Below are 19,739 nucleotides of genomic sequence, written 5' to 3'. Positions count from 1 at the left end.
GGTGGTGTCGGTCATCTCGGGCCTTTCCGGTGGTCAGCGCGTCTTGCGCAGGAGGGCGAAGAACATGGCGTCGGTGCCGTGAAGGTGCGGCCACAGCTGGACCGACGGCAGGGTGCCGATGCGCTCGAGCGGCTCGTCGTAGGCGTCGAGGAAGTACGGCCAAGCGTCCTCCTGCACGACGTCGTCGCGCGCACCGAGCACCTCACCGACGACAGCGAGCGTCTCGGCCGGGTGCGGCGAGCACGTCGCGTAGCCGACGATGCCGCCCGGACGCGTGGCGTCGAGCGCGGAGTTGAGCAGTTCCACCTGCAGGGCGGCGAGCTCTGCGACGTCGAAGGGACGCCGGCGCCAGCGCGACTCGGGTCGGCGACGCATCGCACCGAGGCCGGTGCAGGGAGCGTCGAGCAGGACGCGCTCGTACGTCGCGGGTTCCTCGGCGCCGAGCTCACGGCCGTCACCGGTGCCGACGTAGATCTCGGCGCCGTCGTCGAGCAGAGCGCGCAGCGTGCGGCGAACGAGCTCGGTGCGGTGCTCGCTCGACTCGTTGCAGAACAGGACGTGTCCGCGCAGGTGCGCGATGGAACCGAGTACCGCCGCCTTGCCACCCGGGCCGGCGCACATGTCGAGCCACTGCTCGCCGGTCTTGGGGCGGGCCGAGGCCTCGGCCATCTCGTTGTCGGCCTCGATCGGCTTCGCAGGCTCGACGGGCGCTTCGGCCAGGGCGATGGCGAGCAACTGAGAGCCTTCGTCCTGCACAGCAGCGCGCGTCTCGCGGACGGCCGGGATGTTCGCCGGGTCGCCGAACGGCAGGGTAGCCGCGATGGGCGACAGATCGCTGAGTTCGGCACCGGCCTCGACGAGTTCGTCGACGTCCGCGAGGCCCGGACGTGCCACGAGCGCGACGCGGGGTGCCTCGTTGTCCGCGGCGAGCAACGCGTCGAGCGCGTCGTCGAGGCTCGGCTGACCTTCACCGCCGGCCGCTTCGTGACCGCGCAGTGCCTGACGCAGGGCCGAGACGACCCAGGCCGGGTGCGACGTCGCGATGGCGCGCACGTCGTCGGCGTCCTCGACGCCACGGGTGAGGGCGGCGATCCAGGTGTCGCGGTCACGTTCCCCAGCGCGGCGCAGAACGGCGTTGACGAAGCCGGACGCACCGGCGCCCGCATGCTCACGAGCGAGCGCGACGGTCTCGGACGTCGCCGCATGCGTGGGCACGCGCATCGAGAGCAGTTGGTGAACCCCGAGGCGCAGGATGTCGAGCACGATCGGGTCGATGTCGGCCGGCGCGCGGCCTGCTCCGACCTCGATGACCCGGTCGTAGAGGCCCTGACGCCGGATGGTGCCGAGGGCCAGTTCGGTGGCGAAGGCCGCGTCGCGACCGCTGAGGTCGTGGCGACGCAACACCTTGGGCATCTCGAGGTTGGCGTACGCGCCGTCGTCTACCGCGCGCAGAACGGCAAGAGCCGCGGTACGCGCCGGGTCGCCGCTGCGGCGTCGCTCGGACGGGGCGGCCGCGCTGCGGTGGCCCGCACTGCGCAGCCGGGCATCCGATCGCTCTCGGCCCTTGGCGTCACGACGCGAGGCGTCGTGCCCACCGCGAGAGCCGCGACCGTCACCGCGGTCGTCCCGTCGGGGGTTCGAGCCGCGGCCGTAGCCACCCGATCCTTCGCGCGCGTCAGCCACCGAGGCGTTCTCCTTCGTCGATTCGTACGCCGCGTGCCCAATCGGCCGCGACCATGCTCTTCTTGCCCTGAGGCTGCACCTCGAGCAATTCCAGGGTGCCTCCGACGGCGCCCACGAAAACCTGCTTCTTCGTCGCGCGCAGCGCACCGGCCGCCAGGGGCGGGTTCGCCTCATCGGTCACCGCGAGGGTGCTGCGCAGCACCTTGAGGCGCTCACCACGGAACGTCGTCCAGGCCCCTGGCGCCGGGGACGCGCCGCGAATGCGGCGGTCGACAGCGAAGGCGGGCGACTTCCAGTCGATCTGCACGTCCTCGACGAGGATCTTCGGCGCGAGGGAGACACCGTCGCCCGACTGGGCGACGGGCGTGACCTCTCCCGCTTCAAGGGCATCGAGGGTCTTGACGAGCAGCGACGCTCCGCCCTCGGCGAGGCGTCCCAGCAGGTCGCCGGCCGTGTCCGTGGCGCGGACGGCCTCTGTCATCGTGCCGAAGACTGGCCCGGTGTCGAGGCCCTCCTCGAGGAGGAAGGTCGAGGCACCCGTGACATCGTCGCCGGCCATGAGGGCGTGCTGCACGGGCGCAGCGCCACGCCACGCGGGCAGGAGCGAGAAGTGCAGATTGATCCAGCCCAGACGAGGCACGTCGAGGACGTCACGTGGGATGAGCGCGCCATAGGCGACGACGGGGCAGGCATCGGGTGCCAGTTCGCGCAGACGTGCGACGAACTCGGGGTCGGACGGCTTGGTCGGCGTGAGTACCTCGACGCCGGCGTCCTCGGCGACGCGACGCACCGGCGAAGCGGACGTCTTGCGACCGCGCCCAGAGCGGGCGTCGGGGCGGGTGATGACACCCACGACGTCGTGGGCCGAGTCGAGCAGTGCGCTCAGCGAGGGAACCGCGGCCTCGGGAGTGCCGGCGAACACAACGCGCATGGGAGCACGTCCCTTCGTCGAGTGGAGCGGGGTCGGGGTATCGGCCTCGGCCGACGTCCGGCCAAGTCTAGTGGGCGCGCTAGCGCCGACAGTCACGCACGATCGGCGCCAACGGCAGACCCCTCAGGAGCAGTTCGTCGCGCAGCGTGTCCGGGTCGGTGAACAGCAACGCGTCGAGCCCCGCCTGCTCGGCGCTCATGACGTTGGCGCTCGAGTCGTCGATGAACACCGCGTCCTCGAGGCCCCCGATGTGACGGGTCACCTCCTCGAGGATCTCCCACATCTCCGGATCGGGCTTCGTCACGCCCTCCTCGCCGGAGACGATGATCTCCTCGAACAGCTCGAGGAAGTCGTGCAGTTCTCGGGCGATCGGGAAGAGCTCGGCCGAGAAGTTCGTCACGGCGAACAGCGGCACCTGCGCTTCGTGTAGTTCCCGCAGGATGGCGACGGTGCCGTCGATGGGCTCGCGGATGGCGTCGGCGTAGTGGTCGACGTAGGCCTGGCCCACCTCTCCGACGGCTGCGTCGTGTTCGGTGAGTTCGGCGACGATCTCGGACCACGGCGTGCCCCCGTCCGCGCGCAAGTTGCGCCCGTGGAAGTCGATGGCGGCCTCGGCGAGAAAGGCATCGGCGCGCTCGCGCCCGACGACGGGTTCGAGGGCGAGCAACGGCTCCCAGCGGATGAGCACGTTGCCGATGTCGAAGACGACGAAGTCGACCGGGTTGGGGGCCGTGTCGTCCGTGAAGCCCCCGAGTTCCTCGAGATCGGGGCCGTCGATGTCGTCGAGTCTGCTCAGGTCAGGCGTCGAAGTCATGGCGCCCACCGTAACGGAATGGTTCTCATGCCAGGCCGTCGAGCATCGGGTCGAGCCGCAGCGTGACGACCGGTTCGCGTGCCGCCGAGCGGGCGGCCTGCACGCCACGCAGCAGCTTCGGGGGCTCGGGCGCACCGGGGTCGTTCCAGCGCACGAGGTAGCGCACCTTCGGGTCGTCGTCGTTCGAGCGGCCCGTCGCGCGATCGAACATGTGGCGTCGTCCCAACGGCAGTGGTCCGAGCACGTCGAGCGGCACGCCGTCGTCGTTCGCGCGGCGCGAGACCTCGTCGGCCACGTCCTGCGCCGCACGTCTCGGCCCCTCGAGCGCGGCCATCCGGACGACCGGGGGTAGACCGACCTCGGCGCGTTCGGCCAGCTCGCGCTCGGCGAACCACCGCGGCGCCGCACGCACGAGCGCCTCCACGCTCGGGAACGGCACGTGGCGCGGCACGCCGCACAGGTAGACCGCTCCCCCGTCAGCGGCGCCCCGCACGAGGCCCGCGGCGGTCGACCAATGCGTGAGCGCCCGCTCGGACGAGTCGAGCCCGGCGCGATCGAGCAGTGCCCACGCGTCGAGCAGGATGGCTGCGCTGTAGCCGTTTTCGGCGACCGGCTCTGCACCGGGCGTTGCGATGACGAGCGCGGGGGTGTCGGGCACCGTGGCCAGAACGTCCGGTGCACCCGATCGGCGCACCGGCACGCCGGGGAAGGCACGCCCCAGTTCCTCCGCGGTTCGGCCGGCGCCAACGACGAGCGACCTCAGTTCGTGCGCACCGCATTCCGGGCACGTGATGACGTGGGCGGCGTGACCACACCAGCGGCACGTGGGTGTGGCCCCCTCATCGGCCAACCCCAGGGGCCCGTGGCAGACGGGGCACGCAGCCTTCGTGCGGCAGCGCGCACAGGCGAGCGCCGGAACGTAGCCGCGCCGCGGCACTTGGACGAGGACGGGGCCGTGTGCGAGCGCATCTGTCGCGCCGCGCCAGGCCTGAGCAGGAATACGCGCGCGGGCGGCCGGTCCGTGACGTTCGACCGCCCGGTCATCACCCGTCACGACGACGGCCGGCCCGGTACGAGCCACGGCATCGACGGCGACGAGATCCCCGCTCTCCACCCAGGCCTCGACCGCCGCCGATCGCGTGGGTCCGGCTGAGACGAGCGACGCACCACTGAGGCGGGCTCGCTCGCGCAGGACGTCGCGCACGTGCGGGTAGGGAGCGTGGGGGTCGACGTGCAGCGAGTCCGTGTCGTCCCACCACACGACGAGCCCCAGGTCCTTCACTGGGGCGAACATCGCCGCCCTCGTGCCGACGACGACGTCGGCCTCACCGCGCACCGTCTTGAGGAACGAGGTGTAGCGCGCCTGCGGCCCTTGATCGGCACTGAGGCGCACGACCTTGTCTCGCCCGAGCAGTGCGGTGCACGCCTCGAGCACGCGCTCGACGTCGCGCGCGTCCGGCACGACGACGAGGCTCCCCCGCTTCGAACGTCGAGCCGCGTCGGCGAGCTCTGCGACTGCCGCCGGCCAGGCGTCGTCACCGAACAGCCCGGGTGCCACGTTCCACGACGCGCGTGGCCCTTCGCCGTCGGCGATGTGCTTGAGGAGCGACAACCCGCCGCCGTAGAAGCGCCAGGCGCTCGATGCTTCGTCGACCGCTACCCCGGCAGGCTCGGTCGGCTCGCTCTCGGCCCGCTCGCCGTCGCTCGGCGCACCCGGCGATCCGTCCGCCGCCGTCGTGTCCGATGCGTCAGCGGTCTCCCCGGCGGCGTCGACATCCACCCTTTCTGACGCCGCGGCCTTCTCCTCCCGAGCGTCGAGCGCCGCCTCGGCGCGGGCGTGCCGGGGCGGGATGGCCAGGCGCAGGACGTCGCTGACGTTCCCCGCGTCACGAGCGGCCACGGCGCGAGCCAGCTCCCACACGTGCGGCGTGAGCACGACCTGGGACGAGATGACGCGTTGGATGGGCCGCAGGGTGCCCGAGAACTCGGCCTGCTCGCGCAGAGCCACGACGTAGCCGGTGATCTGTTGCGCCTTGAACCTCACCTTGACGGCGACACCGACTGCGATGTCGTCACGCATCTCCTCGGGCACCGTGTACTCGAACTCGCGGTCGAGGTGAGGCACTTCGAGCATGGGCCAGACGACGGCGACCAGGTCGGGTTTCGACCCGGACGATGCGGACGCTGCGTCGGCGGCGTCCGCCCTGGCGTCTCCCGGCTCCTTGCGCTGAGGACGCGCGGCCTCACGCAGCAGGGCCAGCTGTTCGCTGGTCGGTGCGTGCGGCTCGCTCATGGCCCCATGTATACGGCACACCTCCGACAACCGTCGAACCTCCCCGCGTGGACGCCGAAGGGCGCCGCCACGTCCGGTGTGGACAGGCGGCGCCCTTCGCTCTGTGAGGTCGGTGATCAGCCGGCAGCGCGCTGCAGTTCCTCGACGCGGTTGGTGCGCTCCCACGTGAACCCGTTCTCCAGACCGGCCGCCTCGGTGCGACCGAAGTGACCGTAGGCCGCGGTGGGCTGGTAGATCGGGCGCAGGAGATCGAGCTGCTCGACGAGCGCGGCCGGGCGCAGGTCGAACGTCGTGTCGATGGCCTTCTGGATGACGTCGAGCGGCTTGGTCTCGGTGCCGAAGCACTCGACGTAAAGGCCGACCGGCTGTGCCTTGCCGATGGCGTACGCGACCTGCACCTCGCAGCGCTTCGCGAGGCCGGCGGCGACGACGTTCTTGGCCACCCAGCGCATGGCGTAGGCGGCCGAGCGGTCGACCTTCGACGGGTCCTTGCCGGAGAAGGCGCCGCCGCCGTGGCGGGCCATGCCGCCGTAGGTGTCGACGATGATCTTGCGCCCGGTGAGGCCGGCGTCACCCATGGGGCCGCCGATGACGAACTTGCCCGTGGGGTTGATGAGCTGGCGCACGTTCGTGGTGTCGAGCGCGACGCCGCTGGCCGCGAGTTCGGCGATGACCGGGTCGATGACGTGGCGCTCGATGTCGGGCGCGAGCTGACCGCCCAGGTCGATGCCTTCGTCGTGCTGGGTCGAGAGCACGACGGTCTCGAGGCCGACAGCCTTGTCACCGTCGTACGCGATGGTGACCTGGGTCTTGCCGTCCGGGCGCAGGTACTCGAGCGTGCCGTCCTTGCGCACGCGGGTGAGGCGCTCGGAGAGGCGGTGCGCGAGGAAGATCGGCAGCGGCATGAGTTCGGGGGTGTCGTCGCAGGCGTAACCGAACATGAGGCCCTGGTCGCCGGCGCCCTGCAGATCGAGCGGGTCGACGCCACCGTCGACGCGGTGTTCGTGCGCCTGGTCGACGCCCTGCGCGATGTCGACCGACTGCTGGCCGATCGAGACGGAAATGCCGCAGCTGTGCCCGTCGAAGCCCTTGAGCGAGGAGTCGTAGCCGACCTCGGTGATGACGTTGCGCACGAGCGTCGCGATGTCGGTGTAGCCCTCGGTGCGCACCTCTCCCGCCACGTGCACGAGGCCCGTCGTCACCATCGTCTCGACCGCGACGCGCGACTTCGGGTCCTTCTTGAGCATGTCGTCGAGGATCGCGTCACTGATCTGGTCACAGATCTTGTCGGGGTGACCTTCGGTGACGGACTCGGAGGTGAACAGACGGGTCAAAGCGGACTCCTGACGTGGGCAGCGGCTGCTGACTGGGGCGCGAACCACCCCGTCACAGCATGTTACTGAGTAGTGAAGATAGACGCGGCGAGGTCGACGACCGCTGCCGCGATGTGAGACTTTGGGGCGGGCCCGACGGTGACGACCTCGTCGGAGTCGGCACGCAGCAGGTGGGCGGTCGACTCGTCCTGACCGAACGTGACGCCGTCGCCGACCTCGTTGGCCACGAGAACGTCGCACCCCTTGCGAGCGAGCTTGGCGCGGGCGTGGAACAGGACGTCGCCGTCGGCGTCGCCCGTCTCGGCGGCGAACCCGACGATGACGCGACGACGCGCCTCCGAGTCGGCCTTCGCGTCACGCTGCGCGACGGCTTCGGCGAGGATGTCGGGGTTGCGCACGAGTGTGATGACGGGCGCCGAGTCGTCGCCCGCGCCGTGCGTCTTCTTGATCTTCGACGTGGCCACCTCACTCGGGCGGAAATCGGCCACGGCGGCCGCCATGACGAGCAGGTCGGGCTCGGCCTCGAGCACCTTCTCGCGCATGGCCCGGGCACCCTCGACCATGACGACGTCGACGCGGGACGCAACGTCAGCGGGCGGCGTGACCGTCGTGACGAGGGTGACCTTGGCGCCCAGGTCGGCGGCAGCTGCTGCGATGGCGAAGCCCATCTTCCCGCTGCTGCGGTTGCCGAGGTAGCGCACGGGGTCGATGGCCTCACGCGTGCCGCCGGCGGTGACCAGCACGGTGCGCCCGGCCAAGGGCCCCTGTTCGCGGGCGACAGGAACCTTCTCGGCACCGTCACGGCGTGTACCGCTCGCGGCCGCAGCCAAAGCGGCTTCGTAGATGACGTCGGGGTCGGGCAGACGGCCGGGGCCGGTGTCGGCGCCCGTGAGTCGACCCGACGCGGGCTCGACGATCGTCACGCCGCGCTCACGCAGCGTGGCGACGTTGGCCTGCGTGGCCGGGTGAAGCCACATCTCGGTGTGCATGGCCGGAGCCATGACAACCGGGCAGCGCGCCGTGAGCAGCGTGTTCGTCAGCAGGTCGTTCGCCATGCCACATGCGGCCTTGGCGAGCAGGTCTGCCGTTGCCGGTGCCACGACGACGAGATCGGCGCTCTGGCCGAGCTTGACGTGCGGCACCGCGTGCACGTTCTCGAAGACACCCGTCTGCACCGGCTTGCCCGAGAGCGCCTCCCACGTGGGAGCGCCGACGAATTCGAGTGCAGCAGAAGTGGGCACGACCGTGACGTCGTGCCCACTCTCCGTGAAAAGACGAAGGAGCAACGCCGCTTTGTAGCCGGCGATGCCCCCCGTCACACCGAGAACGATGCGCATCTGGCGAGACTCAGGCTTCGAGCTTCTCGATCGAGAGCAGACCCTCGTTCATCTCGCGCAGCGCGATGGACAGCGGCTTGTCGTTGGGCTGGGCCTCGACGAGCGGACCGACGTTGTCGAGCAGGCCGTCAGCGAGCTGGCTGTAGTAGCCGTTGATCTGACGCGCGCGCTTCGAGGCGTACGTCACGAGCGCGTACTTGCTGTCCGCGATCTCGAGGAGGTCGTCGATGGGCGGGTTCGTGATGCCGATGGGCTCGGCCTTGGTGCCGGACACAATCACTCGTTTCGTCGTCAGTTTTCGGGGGTTCTCATCAATGATACGAGTTCTTCGGCTGCACGCCGAACGTCGTCGTTGACGATGACGTGGTCGAACTCGGATTTCGCGGCCAGTTCGACCTTCGCGGTCTGGAGGCGTCGCTCGCGTTCCTCCTCGGTCTCGGTGCCGCGCCCGACGAGCCGGCGCACCAGCTCGTCCCAGCTCGGAGGCTCGAGGAAGACGAAGAACGCGTCGGGCGCGTTCTGCTTGACCTGGCGCGCACCCTGGAGGTCGATCTCGAGCAGCGGCAGCTTGCCCTCGGCCATCGCCTCCTCGACGGGGGCCTTCGGCGTGCCGTACGAGGCACGACCGTGGACGATGGCGTGTTCGAGGAAGCCGTCCTCGCGCGCCGTCCGGGCGAACTCCTCGTCGCTGAGGAAGCGGTAGTGGACTCCGTCGATCTCACCCGGGCGTGGCGGGCGCGTCGTCGCGGAGACCGAGAGCCACACCTCCGGGTAGTGCTCGCGGATGTAGGCGGCGACGGTGCCCTTGCCGACCGCGGTGGGGCCGGCCAGGACGACGAGGCGTCCACTCATCGAGGATTCCTTCCACGGCGAACTGGTGCGAGACGCCCGCGAGGGCGTGTCGCTCATCCTTTCACAGGCCGACAGTTGGCCGCCCGGCCCTTGTTCAGGCCGAGCGACTCACGCCAAGCGAGCCACACTCTCGCGCGTGCGCTCCACAGCCTCGATGAGCGAGCTGACGTCCGGGCCGGCCTTGAGCACGTCGCGCGACGTCGTCGGGATGACGCGCTCGACGGAGGCGCCGAAGACTTCCTTGATCGTCTCGACCGTGCCGCCCTGCGCGCCGAAGCCCGGCGCGAGGACCGGCGCGTTCGACGCAGCGAGCGCGTCGCGCAGGCCGAGGTCGTCGAGCGCCGAGCCGATCGTGGCGCCCATGACGAAGCCGACGTGGCCCCACTCCCCCCGGCCGGCAGCCTCGGCGTTGTCGCGGGTTGCCGCAGCGACGATGTCGCCCGCGACGCTGCCGCCGGGCGTACTCGCGTGCTGGACGCCTGCGCCCTCCGCGTTCGAGGTGAGCGCGAGCACGAACACGCCGCGTCCGGTGTCCCGCGCGAGGTCGAGCGCCGGGCGCAGCGACTCGTACCCGAGGTACGGGCTGAGCGTGATCGCGTCGGCCGGCTCGGGCGCGTCCTTGCCGAGAAACGCCTCCCCGTAGGCCGTCATCGTCGTGCCGATGTCGCCGCGCTTCACGTCGAGCACGACAAGCGTGCCTGCTTCGCGCAGTTCCTTCGTCACGCGCTCGAGCAGTGCCACACCGCGCGAGCCGAACACCTCGAAGAAGGCTGACTGCGGCTTGACGGAGGCGACGCGTCCGCCGAACGCCTCGACGCACGTCAGCGCGAACCGCTCGACACCCTCGTAGCTGTAGGGCAGCCCCCACCCCTCGACGAGGCCACGGTGGGGGTCGATGCCGACACAGGCCGGGCCGAAGCGCTCGTGCGCGGCCTTCAGTCGAGCACCGAAACCGGCTTCGGGTGACGTGGTGGTCATGGCGGTTCTCCTGGTCGAACGGTCGGCGTCAGCGGTGCGCGACGGCGGTCATGGCAGACGGGGGCATGGAGAGCTCTGAGCAGTGGCGGCGCAGTGCGTCGAGGGTCGTGACGCCGGCGCGTGGGTCGCGGATGAGCGCGGTTCCCATCTGCACCGCGCTCGCTCCCGCTGCGAGGGCTGCGACGACGTCCTCAGCCCGCGCGATGCCGCCCCCGGCCACGATCGGCGCGCTCGGGAGTCGGCCGGCGATCATCGCGGCCTTGAGTTCGAAGACGGCGCCGAGCGTCATGGGCAGCAGTGCCGGCCCGGCCATCGTCGCCGCGCCGCGCGTGCGGGGTCTCAGCGTCGTCGGGTCGATGCTCGTCGCTGCCGGCGGGTGACCGACGACGATGACGTCGACACCCGACTTCAGTGCGGCGCGGGCCAACTCGACGACATCCGTGCCCACCGTGAGCTTGGCGAAGAGGAGCAGGTTGCGTGGGAGGTGTTCGCGCACACGGGCGACGACCTTCGTCACGGCGTACTCGTCACGCGCGAAGGGGCGCCCGCTGTTCGCCTCGTTCGGCACGGACAGGTTCATCTCGACACCGAGCAGACCGCGCGCTGCGGTGCGACGACGCACGGCCGCAGCAGCCTCGGCGAAGTCGCCGCTCGTGTCCCCCGCGATCGACGCGACGACCGGCGTCTCGCCGCAGATCTCCCACGGCAGCCGCGTGGCGCTCAAGGCGTTGGCACCGATGTTCGGCACGTCGTGTGGGTGCACGACTCCCGAGGGTGTCTCGACGATGACGCGACGTTCGCTACTCTCGCGGGCTTCACTCGTCAGCGTCGGCGTGACGAGGGCCCCGAACCCGCCGAGTCCACCCCAGCGCACGAGTTCGTGCCCGAACCCGCCACAGCCGGACGCCGCGAGAAGCGGCGAGGCGAGGCGGTGGTTGCCGAGCGTGACCGACACGTCGATGTCCTCGGGAGGCGTGTTCGTCTGCGGCTCAGCGCCCTTCGGCGTCTGCGGACTCATCGCTGCTCCAACAGGTCGTGCCAGACGACGCGGTCACCGGGCAGCACCGGGCCCTCGCTGCAGCATCGAACACTGCGAACGTCGCCGGACGCCCCGGCGACCGGCACGATGCACGCACCGCACAGGCCGGTGCCGCACGGCATGGGCACGTCGAACGCACCCTGCAGCACTGCCCCTCGACCCTGGGAGGCCGCCGTCATCGCCGCAAGAGCCGACACGTCGCCGGCGGCGTACACCACCGGTGCGTCACTTACTCGGAGCGCGGCATCGAGCGCGACCTGCACGAGGTATTCGAGCGACGTCACGCCCCCCGCTTCCGGCACCACGGTGACGACGTCACCCACGAGACGGCGTGCTTCGATGACACCGAGCAGGTGACGGTCGTCGCGACCGCCGATGACGACGCGCGGCACCTGGCTCCCCGCTCGACGCAGTTCGGTGATGAGCCACACGAGCGACGCCGCGCTGGCACCGACGCCCGCGACGACCGCACGCACCGGCTGCGACGGCAGCGGGAAGCCACGCCCGAGCGGGCCGAGGATGCTCACCTCGTCGTGGAGGCGTCGCCCGGCGAGCCAGGCACTGGCCTCGTCGGCGTCGGGGTCGATGACGACCTCGACGGTGCCGCCGAACGTTCCCGTGGGAGTGACGGCCCGCAGCGGCAGCGCGCGTCGGGTGATGATCGCCGACGCCTCGTCACCGATCGCCACCGAAACGAGCTGTCCCGGCCGCGCCGCCTCGGCGATGCCGGGCGCGACGAAGGTGTGCGCGACGAAGGCACCGACGCGTCGCGTCGCGATGAGTTCACCCGTGACGGAGACGACGCCGTCGGCGTTCGACGGCGACGCCTGCGCGTCCGGTGTCGTGCGTGCGTTCAGGGCGGGCCTCAGCGCGCCGCGAACAGGTTGAGGTCGGCCGCGTGCTCCTGCAGCGACTTCACCGAGAACTCGCCCTGCATGCCGGCCTCGATGGCCTGCACGGCTGCGGCGAGCTCCTGAACCGTCGTGATGACGGGCGCGTTCATCGACGTTCCCGCCGCGCGGATCGCGTAACCGTCGGCGCGCGCGTCCTGGCCGGACGGCGTGTTGACGATCATGCCGACCTCGCCGTCGAGGATGCGCTGAACGATTGTCTTCTCGCCGTCCTCGCCCTGACCCTGCGAGTGCTTGCGCACCGTGGTCGAGGCGATGCCGTTGCGGCGCAGCACGTCCGACGTTCCGCTCGTCGCGAGCACCGTGAAGCCGAGGTCGACGAGGCGCTTGACGGGGAACAACATGGCGCGCTTGTCGCGGTTGGCGCACGAAACGAAGATGTTGCCCGAGCGCGGCAGCCCCTGGCCCGAACCGAGCATCGCCTTGGCGAACGAGGTGGCGAAGTCGGCGTCGATGCCCATGACCTCACCGGTGGAGCGCATCTCCGGGCCGAGGAGTGAGTCGACGACCTCTCCCTCGGCGGTGCGAAAGCGCTGGAACGGCAGCACGGCCTCCTTGACCGAGACCGGAGCGTCGAGGGGCAGGTGCGAACCGTCCCCGGTGGGCGGCAGCATGCCCTCGGCGCGCAGGTCGGCGATCGAGGAGCCGAGCATGACGCGGGCGGCGGCCTTGGCGAGCGGCACGGACGTTGCCTTGGCGACGAACGGCACCGTACGGCTAGCGCGCGGGTTGGCCTCGAGAACGTAGAGCACGTCCTGAGCGAGCGCGAACTGCACGTTCATGAGGCCGCGCACACCGATGCCCTCGGCGAGAGCGAGCGTCGAGGCGCGAACGCGGTCGAGCTCCTCGGTGCCGAGCGTTGCCGGCGGCAGGACGCAGGCCGAGTCACCGGAGTGGATGCCGGCCTCCTCGACGTGCTCCATGATGCCGCCGAGGTACATCTCCTTGCCGTCGTAGAGGCAGTCGACGTCGATCTCGATGGCTTCGTCGAGGAAGCGGTCGACGAGCACGGGGTGCTCGGGCGACGCCGTCGTCGCACGCGTGACGTACCCACGCAGCGTGTCGTCGTCGTAGACGATCTCCATGCCGCGGCCACCGAGCACGTAGCTCGGGCGCACGAGCACCGGGAAGCCGATCTCACGGGCCACCTCGACGGCCTCGTCGGCCGAGTAGGCGATGCCGTGGCGCGGCGCGGGCAGGTTCGCCTCGGCGAGCACGCGGCCGAATGCTCCGCGGTCCTCGGCCAGGTCGATGGCCTCGGGAGACGTGCCGACGATCGGCACGCCCTCGGCCTTGAGGGCGCGCGCCAGGCCGAGCGGCGTCTGGCCGCCGAGCTGGACGATGACGCCCGCGAGCGGACCGGCCTCACGCTCGGCGTGGACGACCTCGAGCACGTCCTCGAGCGTCAGCGGCTCGAAGTAGAGGCGCGAGCTCGTGTCGTAGTCGGTGGAGACCGTCTCGGGGTTGCAGTTGACCATGACGGTGTCGAAGCCGGCGTCACGCAGCGCGAACGAGGCGTGCACGCACGAGTAGTCGAACTCGATGCCCTGACCGATGCGGTTGGGGCCCGAGCCGAGGATGATGACGGCGGGCTTCTCGCGCGGCAGCACCTCGCTCTCCTCGTCGTAGGAGGAGTAGTAGTACGGCGTCTGAGCAGCGAACTCGGCTGCACAGGTGTCGACCGTCTTGTAGACCGGGCGCACACCGAGCGCGTGGCGGACGCCGCGCACGACGTCCTCCTTCATGTCCGTCAGCTGTGCGAGCTGGGCGTCGGAGAAGCCGTGCTTCTTCGCCAGGCGCAGCAGTTCCGGCGTCAGCTGGGGTGCGCGCGAGATCTCCTCGGCCACCTCGTTGATGAGCTGCAGCTGGTCGAGGAACCACGGGTCGATCTTCGTGGCCTCGTGCACCTCTTCGACGCTGAGGCCGCCACGCAGCGCCTGCTGGACGAGCAGGATGCGGCCGTCGGTCGGGCGCTTGGCCTGCTCGAGCAGCTCGCGCGCCATCTCGGGCGTCGGCAGGTCGTCGGCGCGCCAGTGGAACTGCGCCTCCTTGCGCTCGATGGAACGCAGCGCCTTCTGCAGCGCCTCGGTGAAGTTGCGGCCCAGCGCCATGGCCTCGCCGACCGACTTCATCGTCGTCGTGAGGGTCGGGTCGGCGGCCGGGAACTTCTCGAACGCGAAGCGCGGCACCTTGACGACGATGTAGTCGAGCGTCGGCTCGAAGCTCGCCGGCGTCTCACCCGTGATGTCGTTCGGCACCTCGTCGAGGGTGTAGCCGATGGCCATCTTCGCCGCGATCTTGGCGATCGGGAAGCCGGTGGCCTTCGACGCGAGCGCCGACGAACGCGAGACGCGCGGGTTCATCTCGATGACGATCATGCGGCCGTCGGCCGGGTTGATGGCGAACTGGATGTTGCAGCCGCCGGTGTCGACGCCGACCTCGCGGATGACGGCGATGCCGACGTCACGCATGCGCTGGTACTCGCGGTCGGTGAGCGTCAGCGACGGGGCCACGGTGATGGAGTCACCGGTGTGAACACCCATGGGGTCGAAGTTCTCGATGGAACAGACAACAACGACATTGTCGACGTTGTCCCTCATCACCTCGAGCTCGTACTCCTTCCACCCGAGGATCGACTCCTCGAGGAGCACCTCGGTGGTCGGGCTGGCCTGCAGGCCCGCGCCGGCCATGCGGCGCAGGTCGGTCTCGTCGTAAGCGAAGCCGGAGCCGAGGCCGCCCATGGTGAACGAGGGACGCACGACGACCGGGTAGCCGAGCTCCTCGGCGCCGGCGAGCACGTCGTCCATGGAGTGGCAGATGTAGGAACGGGCCGACTCGGCGCCACAGCGCTCGACAACGCCCTTGAACTTCTCGCGGTCCTCGCCGAGCTCGATGGCTTCGACGTTGGCGCCGATGAGCGGGCAGCCGTACTTCTCGAGCACGCCGTCCTTGTGCAGCGCGATGGCCGTGTTGAGCGCCGTCTGACCACCGAGGGTGGCGAGGACGGCGTCCGGGCGCTCCTTCTCGATGATGGAGGCGACGATCTCGGGCGTGATCGGCTCGACGTAGGTGACGTCTGCGGTCTCCGGGTCGGTCATGATCGTCGCCGGGTTGGAGTTGACGAGGATGACGCGAAGGCCCTCCTCTCGCAGCACGCGGCAGGCCTGCGTACCCGAGTAGTCGAACTCCGCGGCCTGGCCGATGACGATCGGGCCGGAGCCGATGACGAGGACGCTCTTGATGTCGGTGTTCTTGGGCATCAGGCGCTCACCTTCGCGTCGTTGTGGTCGCTCATCATGGCGACGAAGCGGTCGAACAGGTAGGCCGCGTCGTGCGGCCCGGCTGCGGCCTCCGGGTGGTACTGCACCGAGAAGGCGGGGATGTCGAGGCAGCGAAGCCCCTCGACGACGTCGTCGTTGAGGCACACGTGCGAGACCTCGACGCGCCCGAAGTTCGTGCCGTGCTCGGCGTCCGCAGGGGCGTTGGTGTGCCCCTCGATGGGTGCGTCGACGGCGAAGCCGTGGTTCTGGGCGGTGATCTCGACGGTGCCGCTCTCCTTGTCGAGCACGGGCACGTTGATGCCGCGGTGGCCGTACTTCAGCTTGTACGTGCCGAAGCCGAGGGCGCGTCCGAGCAGCTGGTTGCCGAAGCAGATGCCGAAGTACGGAATGCCGGCGCCGAGTACGTCACGCAGGAGGCCGACCTGAGGCGCGGTGGCCGGGTCGCCCGGGCCGTTCGAGAAGAACACACCGTCGGGGTTGATCGCCTGCACCTCCTCGAGCGTCGCCGTGGCCGGCATGACGTGCACCTCGATGCCGCGCTCGCTCATCATGCGCGGGGTGTTCGACTTGATGCCGAGGTCGACCGCGGCCACGGTGAACTTCTTCTCGCCCTGGGCCGGGACGACGTAGGTCTCCTTCGTCGCGACCTCGGAGGCGAGCTCGCTGCCCTCCATCGTCGGCGCGTTCTTCACGGCCGCGAGGAGTTCGGAGTCCAGCTTGTCCGCGTCCGCGCCGGAGAAGACGCCAACACGCATGGCGCCGCGCTCGCGCAGGTGACGCGTGAGGGCGCGCGTGTCGATCTCGCAGATCCCGACGATGCCCTGCTCGACGAGGTCGTCCTCGAGCGTGCGCACGCTGCGCCAGTTCGACGGGCGGATGGCGGGGTCGCGCACGACGTAACCGGCCACCCAGATGCGGCGCGACTCCTCGTCCTCGTTGTTCATGCCGGTGTTGCCGACGTGCGGCGCCGTCATGACGACGACCTGCTTGTGATAGCTCGGGTCGGTCAGCGTCTCCTGGTAGCCGGACATCCCGGTTGAGAAGACGGCCTCACCGAACGTCGTACCCTCGGCGCCGTAGCTGCGACCGCGGAAGACGCGCCCGTCCTCGAGGACGAGCACGGCGTCGGAACGCCGGGCGAGAACGCCGGTCTGATCGTTCGTGTTCACTGGTGAACCTCTCCGTTGGCGAAGGTGCGGCGTCCGCGCAGGAACGTCGCGGCGACGGCGCCCTTGAGCGTGTGTCCGTGCCAGGGGTTGTTGCGGGAAAGCGACTTCGATTCCTCGCGGTCGACGACGTTCGTCACCGCGGGATCGAAGAGGGTGATGTTCGCGGGGGCACCGGCCACGAGGCCGCCGCCCTGCGACGTCAGGCGGGCGATGCGCGCCGGCCGCGCTGAGGTGGCCTCGGCAACCTGCGCCCACGTCATGCGGCCCGGTTCGACCATAGTCGTGTGGAGCACCGCGAGCGCCTGCTCGAGCCCGAGCATGCCGAACGCGGCGTCGGCGAAGGCATGCTCCTTGTCGTGGCGGGCGTGCGGGGCGTGGTCGGTGGCGACGGCGTCGATCGTGCCGTCGGCGAGCGCCTCGCGCACGGCCTCGATGTCCTCCGCGGGACGCAGCGGCGGGTTGACCTTGAACACCGGGTCGTACCCGGCGAGCAGGTCGGTCTCGAGCATGAGGTGGTGCGGCGTGACCTCCGCGGTGACGTCGATACCGAGCGACTTGGCCCAGCGCAGCACCTCGACGGTGCCCGCGGTGGAGGCGTGCGCGATGTGCACGCGGCTGCCCGTGTGACGGGCCAGCATCACGTCGCGCGCGACGATGACTTCCTCGGCGACACCCGGCCAGCCGGGCAACCCGAGGCGCCCGGAGACCTCGCCCTCGTGGCAGCACGCGGAGCCGTCGGCGAGCAACGGATCCTGGGCGTGCTGGCTGACGACGCCGTCGAACGCCTTGACGTACTCGAGGGCGCGGCGCATGAGGCGGGCGTCGTGGACGCACTTGCCGTCGTCGGAGAACACGCGCACCTGGGCGCGGCTGCGCGCCATGAGACCGAGCTCGGCGAGCTCCTCACCGGCGAGGCCCTTCGTCACGGCACCGACGGGGTGGACGTCGACGAGACCGACGCGCTCCCCCAGTTCGGCGATCCGCTCGGCGGCCTCCGCGGTGTCGGTGACGGGGTTCGTGTTGGCCATCGCGAAGACGGCCGTGAAGCCGCCGGCTGCGGCGGCGGCCGATCCGGTGCGGATCGTCTCGGCGTCCTCACGACCCGGCTCCCGCAGGTGCGTGTGCAGGTCGACGAGGCCGGGAAGAGCGACGAGGCCGTCGGCGTCGACGCGCTCGATGCCGGACGGAACATCGAGACCCCTACCGATCTCGGCGATACGCCCGTCGCGCACGAGGATGTCGACGGCCCCGCTGCCGACGACGTCGGCGCCGGTGATGAGGTAGTCGGTCGTGCTGGCCATCAGGCGCCGGCTCCTTCGTTCGAGGCGAGCAGGTGGTAGAGAACGCTCATGCGCACGGCGACACCGGCGCTGACCTGGTCGAGCACCTTGGAACGCGCTTCGTCGGCGGCGTCGGGGCTGATCTCGAGGCCGCGGTTCATGGGCCCCGGATGGCAGATGACGGCGTGCGCCGGAAGGAGGCCGAGGCGGTCGCGCGTGAGTCCGTAGCCGACCGTGTACTCGCGGGGCGTCGGGAAGTAACCGCCCGACATCCGCTCACGCTGCACGCGCAGCATCATGACGGCGTCGGCGTGCGGGAGCACGGCGTCGAGGTCGTAGCTCGTCTCGAATCCGTCGGCCCCAGCCCACGCGGCGATACCGCTGGGCATGAGCGTCGGCGGCGCGACGAGCGTGACGTGCGCGCCGAGCGTCTTGAGCAGGATGAGGTTCGAACGCACGACACGGCTGTGCGTCAGATCGCCGACGATGACGACGTGCTTGCCCTGGAGCGTGCCGAGCTGCGCCTGCATCGTGTAGGCGTCGAGCAAGGCTTGTGTGGGGTGCTCGTGGGTACCGTCACCGGCGTTGACCACCATGCAGTCGACCCACTGGCTCACCTGCAGCGAAGCGCCGGAGCGCATGTGGCGGATGACGAGACCGTCGACGCCCATGGCGGCGACCGTGAGCACGGTGTCGCGCAGCGACTCGCCCTTGCTCACGCTCGAGCCCTTGGCGCTGACGTTGATGACGTCGGCCGAGAGCCACTTGCCCGCGATCTCGAAGGAACTGCGGGTGCGGGTCGAGTCCTCGAAGAAGAGATTGACGACGGTGCGTCCGCGCAGGGCGGGCAGCTTCTTGACCTCGCGGTTCTGCACGTCGTGCATCGCACCTGCGGTCTCGAGGATCTGCCCGGCCATGTCACGGCTCAGGTCGGCCGCCGAGAGAAGGTGCTTCATGCGTCGCTCCTTGCGGCGGAACCCGAGATGCGAACCTCGTCGGCGCCGTCGATCTCGGTGATGGAAACCCGCACGTGCTCGCTCGTGGCGGTCGGCAGGTTCTTGCCCACGTGGTCGGCACGGATCGGAAGTTCGCGGTGCCCGCGGTCGACGAGGACGGCGAGGCGCACGGCCTTCGGACGGCCCAGATCGCCGAGGGCGTCGAGAGCGGCGCGGACCGTGCGTCCGGAGAAGAGCACGTCGTCGACGAGGACGACGGTGCGCTCGTCGATGCCACTGGCGGGGATGTCGCTGTGGTGGGCTACGCGAGCCGGGTTCTTGCGCAGATCGTCGCGGTACATCGTGACGTCGAGCGTCCCGACGGGGATGTCGACGCCTTCGACGGCCTTGAGGGCGTCACCGAGGCGGCGGGCGAGGTGCGCTCCGCGCGTCGGGATGCCGAGGAGGACGAGATCGTCGGCGCCCTTGTTGCGTTCGAGGATCTCGTGGGAGATGCGGCGCAGAGCTCGCGCGATCTCGGGAGCCGACAGCACCACCCTCCCCACATCGGGCGGTGAACCGGCCGCCTCGCGGCCCGATTCGGTGTCGGCGGGGTGCCCGTTCCCGGGTACGCCCATGTCGTCGCGCGTCATGCGCAGGCCTCCTTCGCCGCCTCGCGGGACGGATCGTTAAAGGATGATTCCGCGCCCGAGTTTACATGCCCTTCCTCTGGCAGGATGACGCCCGTGACCGACCCGAGCGACACCCCAGCCCGCAGGCTCGAACGTAGCGGCGCTCGCCTCCTCCAGCAGGTCGCGAGCTGATCGGACGTCGAAGCGCCCGCAACCCCTCCAAGGGCTGGTCGCTCGAGCGCATGCCGGCCGTCGACCGCGCCCTGCTGC

The 19,739-nt window shown here is 70.2% G+C and carries 16 protein-coding genes; all 16 read right to left on the bottom strand.

Going from position 1 to position 19,739, the window contains the following annotated elements:
• Positions 1–33: 33 nt before the first annotated feature.
• Positions 34–1,683, bottom strand: coding sequence for an RsmB/NOP family class I SAM-dependent RNA methyltransferase (locus K9D12_RS06810; protein ID WP_370633468.1), 1,650 nt, complete (start codon positions 1,681–1,683; stop codon positions 34–36).
• Positions 1,676–2,614: a methionyl-tRNA formyltransferase gene (fmt, locus tag K9D12_RS06805; protein WP_187034865.1), complete on the bottom strand. Its 939-nt coding sequence runs from the start codon at positions 2,612–2,614 to the stop codon at positions 1,676–1,678. The genes K9D12_RS06810 and fmt overlap by 8 nt, the downstream gene beginning before the upstream one ends.
• Before the next feature lie 79 nt (positions 2,615–2,693).
• Positions 2,694–3,428: an HAD-IA family hydrolase gene (locus tag K9D12_RS06800; RefSeq protein WP_223059763.1), complete on the bottom strand. Its 735-nt coding sequence runs from the start codon at positions 3,426–3,428 to the stop codon at positions 2,694–2,696.
• Between the two features lie 25 nt (positions 3,429–3,453).
• A complete protein-coding gene (locus K9D12_RS06795; RefSeq protein WP_223059762.1) occupies positions 3,454–5,721 on the bottom strand; it encodes a primosome assembly protein PriA in 2,268 nt (755 codons plus the stop codon).
• Between the two features lie 116 nt (positions 5,722–5,837).
• Entirely contained in the window at positions 5,838–7,055 is a 1,218-nt protein-coding gene (metK, locus tag K9D12_RS06790; RefSeq protein ID WP_223059761.1) for a methionine adenosyltransferase, read from the bottom strand.
• A 62-nt stretch (positions 7,056–7,117) separates the two neighbouring features.
• A complete protein-coding gene (gene coaBC / locus K9D12_RS06785; protein WP_223059760.1) occupies positions 7,118–8,392 on the bottom strand; it encodes a bifunctional phosphopantothenoylcysteine decarboxylase/phosphopantothenate--cysteine ligase CoaBC in 1,275 nt (424 codons plus the stop codon).
• 10 nt (positions 8,393–8,402) lie between these two features.
• On the bottom strand, positions 8,403–8,666 hold the full coding sequence (gene rpoZ, locus K9D12_RS06780; RefSeq protein WP_047312698.1) for a DNA-directed RNA polymerase subunit omega: 264 nt from the start codon (positions 8,664–8,666) through the stop codon (positions 8,403–8,405).
• Positions 8,667–8,683: 17 nt separating this feature from the next.
• On the bottom strand, positions 8,684–9,244 hold the full coding sequence (gene gmk / locus K9D12_RS06775; RefSeq protein ID WP_047312697.1) for a guanylate kinase: 561 nt from the start codon (positions 9,242–9,244) through the stop codon (positions 8,684–8,686).
• A gap of 108 nt (positions 9,245–9,352) precedes the next feature.
• Positions 9,353–10,222, bottom strand: a complete 870-nt coding sequence (gene pyrF / locus K9D12_RS06770; RefSeq protein ID WP_047312696.1) for an orotidine-5'-phosphate decarboxylase — start codon at positions 10,220–10,222, stop codon at positions 9,353–9,355.
• 28 nt (positions 10,223–10,250) lie between these two features.
• Entirely contained in the window at positions 10,251–11,240 is a 990-nt protein-coding gene (locus K9D12_RS06765; protein WP_223059759.1) for a nitronate monooxygenase, read from the bottom strand.
• Positions 11,237–11,950 (bottom strand): hypothetical protein, encoded by a 714-nt coding sequence (locus tag K9D12_RS06760; RefSeq protein ID WP_231579608.1) that lies wholly within the window; start codon positions 11,948–11,950, stop codon positions 11,237–11,239. Before K9D12_RS06760 ends, K9D12_RS06765 begins: the two co-directional genes overlap by 4 nt.
• Before the next feature lie 176 nt (positions 11,951–12,126).
• Positions 12,127–15,432: a carbamoyl-phosphate synthase large subunit gene (gene carB / locus K9D12_RS06755; RefSeq protein ID WP_223059758.1), complete on the bottom strand. Its 3,306-nt coding sequence runs from the start codon at positions 15,430–15,432 to the stop codon at positions 12,127–12,129.
• Positions 15,432–16,622 carry a glutamine-hydrolyzing carbamoyl-phosphate synthase small subunit gene (gene carA / locus K9D12_RS06750; protein ID WP_223059757.1) on the bottom strand — a complete coding sequence of 397 codons (1,191 nt, stop codon included), beginning with the start codon at positions 16,620–16,622 and terminating at the stop codon, positions 15,432–15,434. Before carA ends, carB begins: the two co-directional genes overlap by 1 nt.
• Positions 16,619–17,923 carry a dihydroorotase gene (locus tag K9D12_RS06745; protein ID WP_223059756.1) on the bottom strand — a complete coding sequence of 435 codons (1,305 nt, stop codon included), beginning with the start codon at positions 17,921–17,923 and terminating at the stop codon, positions 16,619–16,621. The genes carA and K9D12_RS06745 overlap by 4 nt, the downstream gene beginning before the upstream one ends.
• Positions 17,923–18,858, bottom strand: a complete 936-nt coding sequence (locus K9D12_RS06740) for an aspartate carbamoyltransferase catalytic subunit (RefSeq protein ID WP_223059755.1) — start codon at positions 18,856–18,858, stop codon at positions 17,923–17,925. The genes K9D12_RS06745 and K9D12_RS06740 overlap by 1 nt, the downstream gene beginning before the upstream one ends.
• The gene (pyrR, locus tag K9D12_RS06735; protein ID WP_082128920.1) at positions 18,855–19,490 is read right to left on the bottom strand and encodes a bifunctional pyr operon transcriptional regulator/uracil phosphoribosyltransferase PyrR; all 636 of its coding nucleotides are present in this window, start codon (positions 19,488–19,490) and stop codon (positions 18,855–18,857) included. The genes K9D12_RS06740 and pyrR overlap by 4 nt, the downstream gene beginning before the upstream one ends.
• Between the last annotated feature and the right edge of the window lie 249 nt (positions 19,491–19,739).

Source organism: Dermacoccus sp. Tok2021 (assembly GCF_019895135.1).
GTDB classification, from domain to species: domain Bacteria; phylum Actinomycetota; class Actinomycetes; order Actinomycetales; family Dermatophilaceae; genus Dermacoccus; species Dermacoccus abyssi.
The sequence above is the reverse complement of the archived record's forward strand: the minus strand, read 5'-3'. Positions and strand labels throughout refer to the sequence as shown.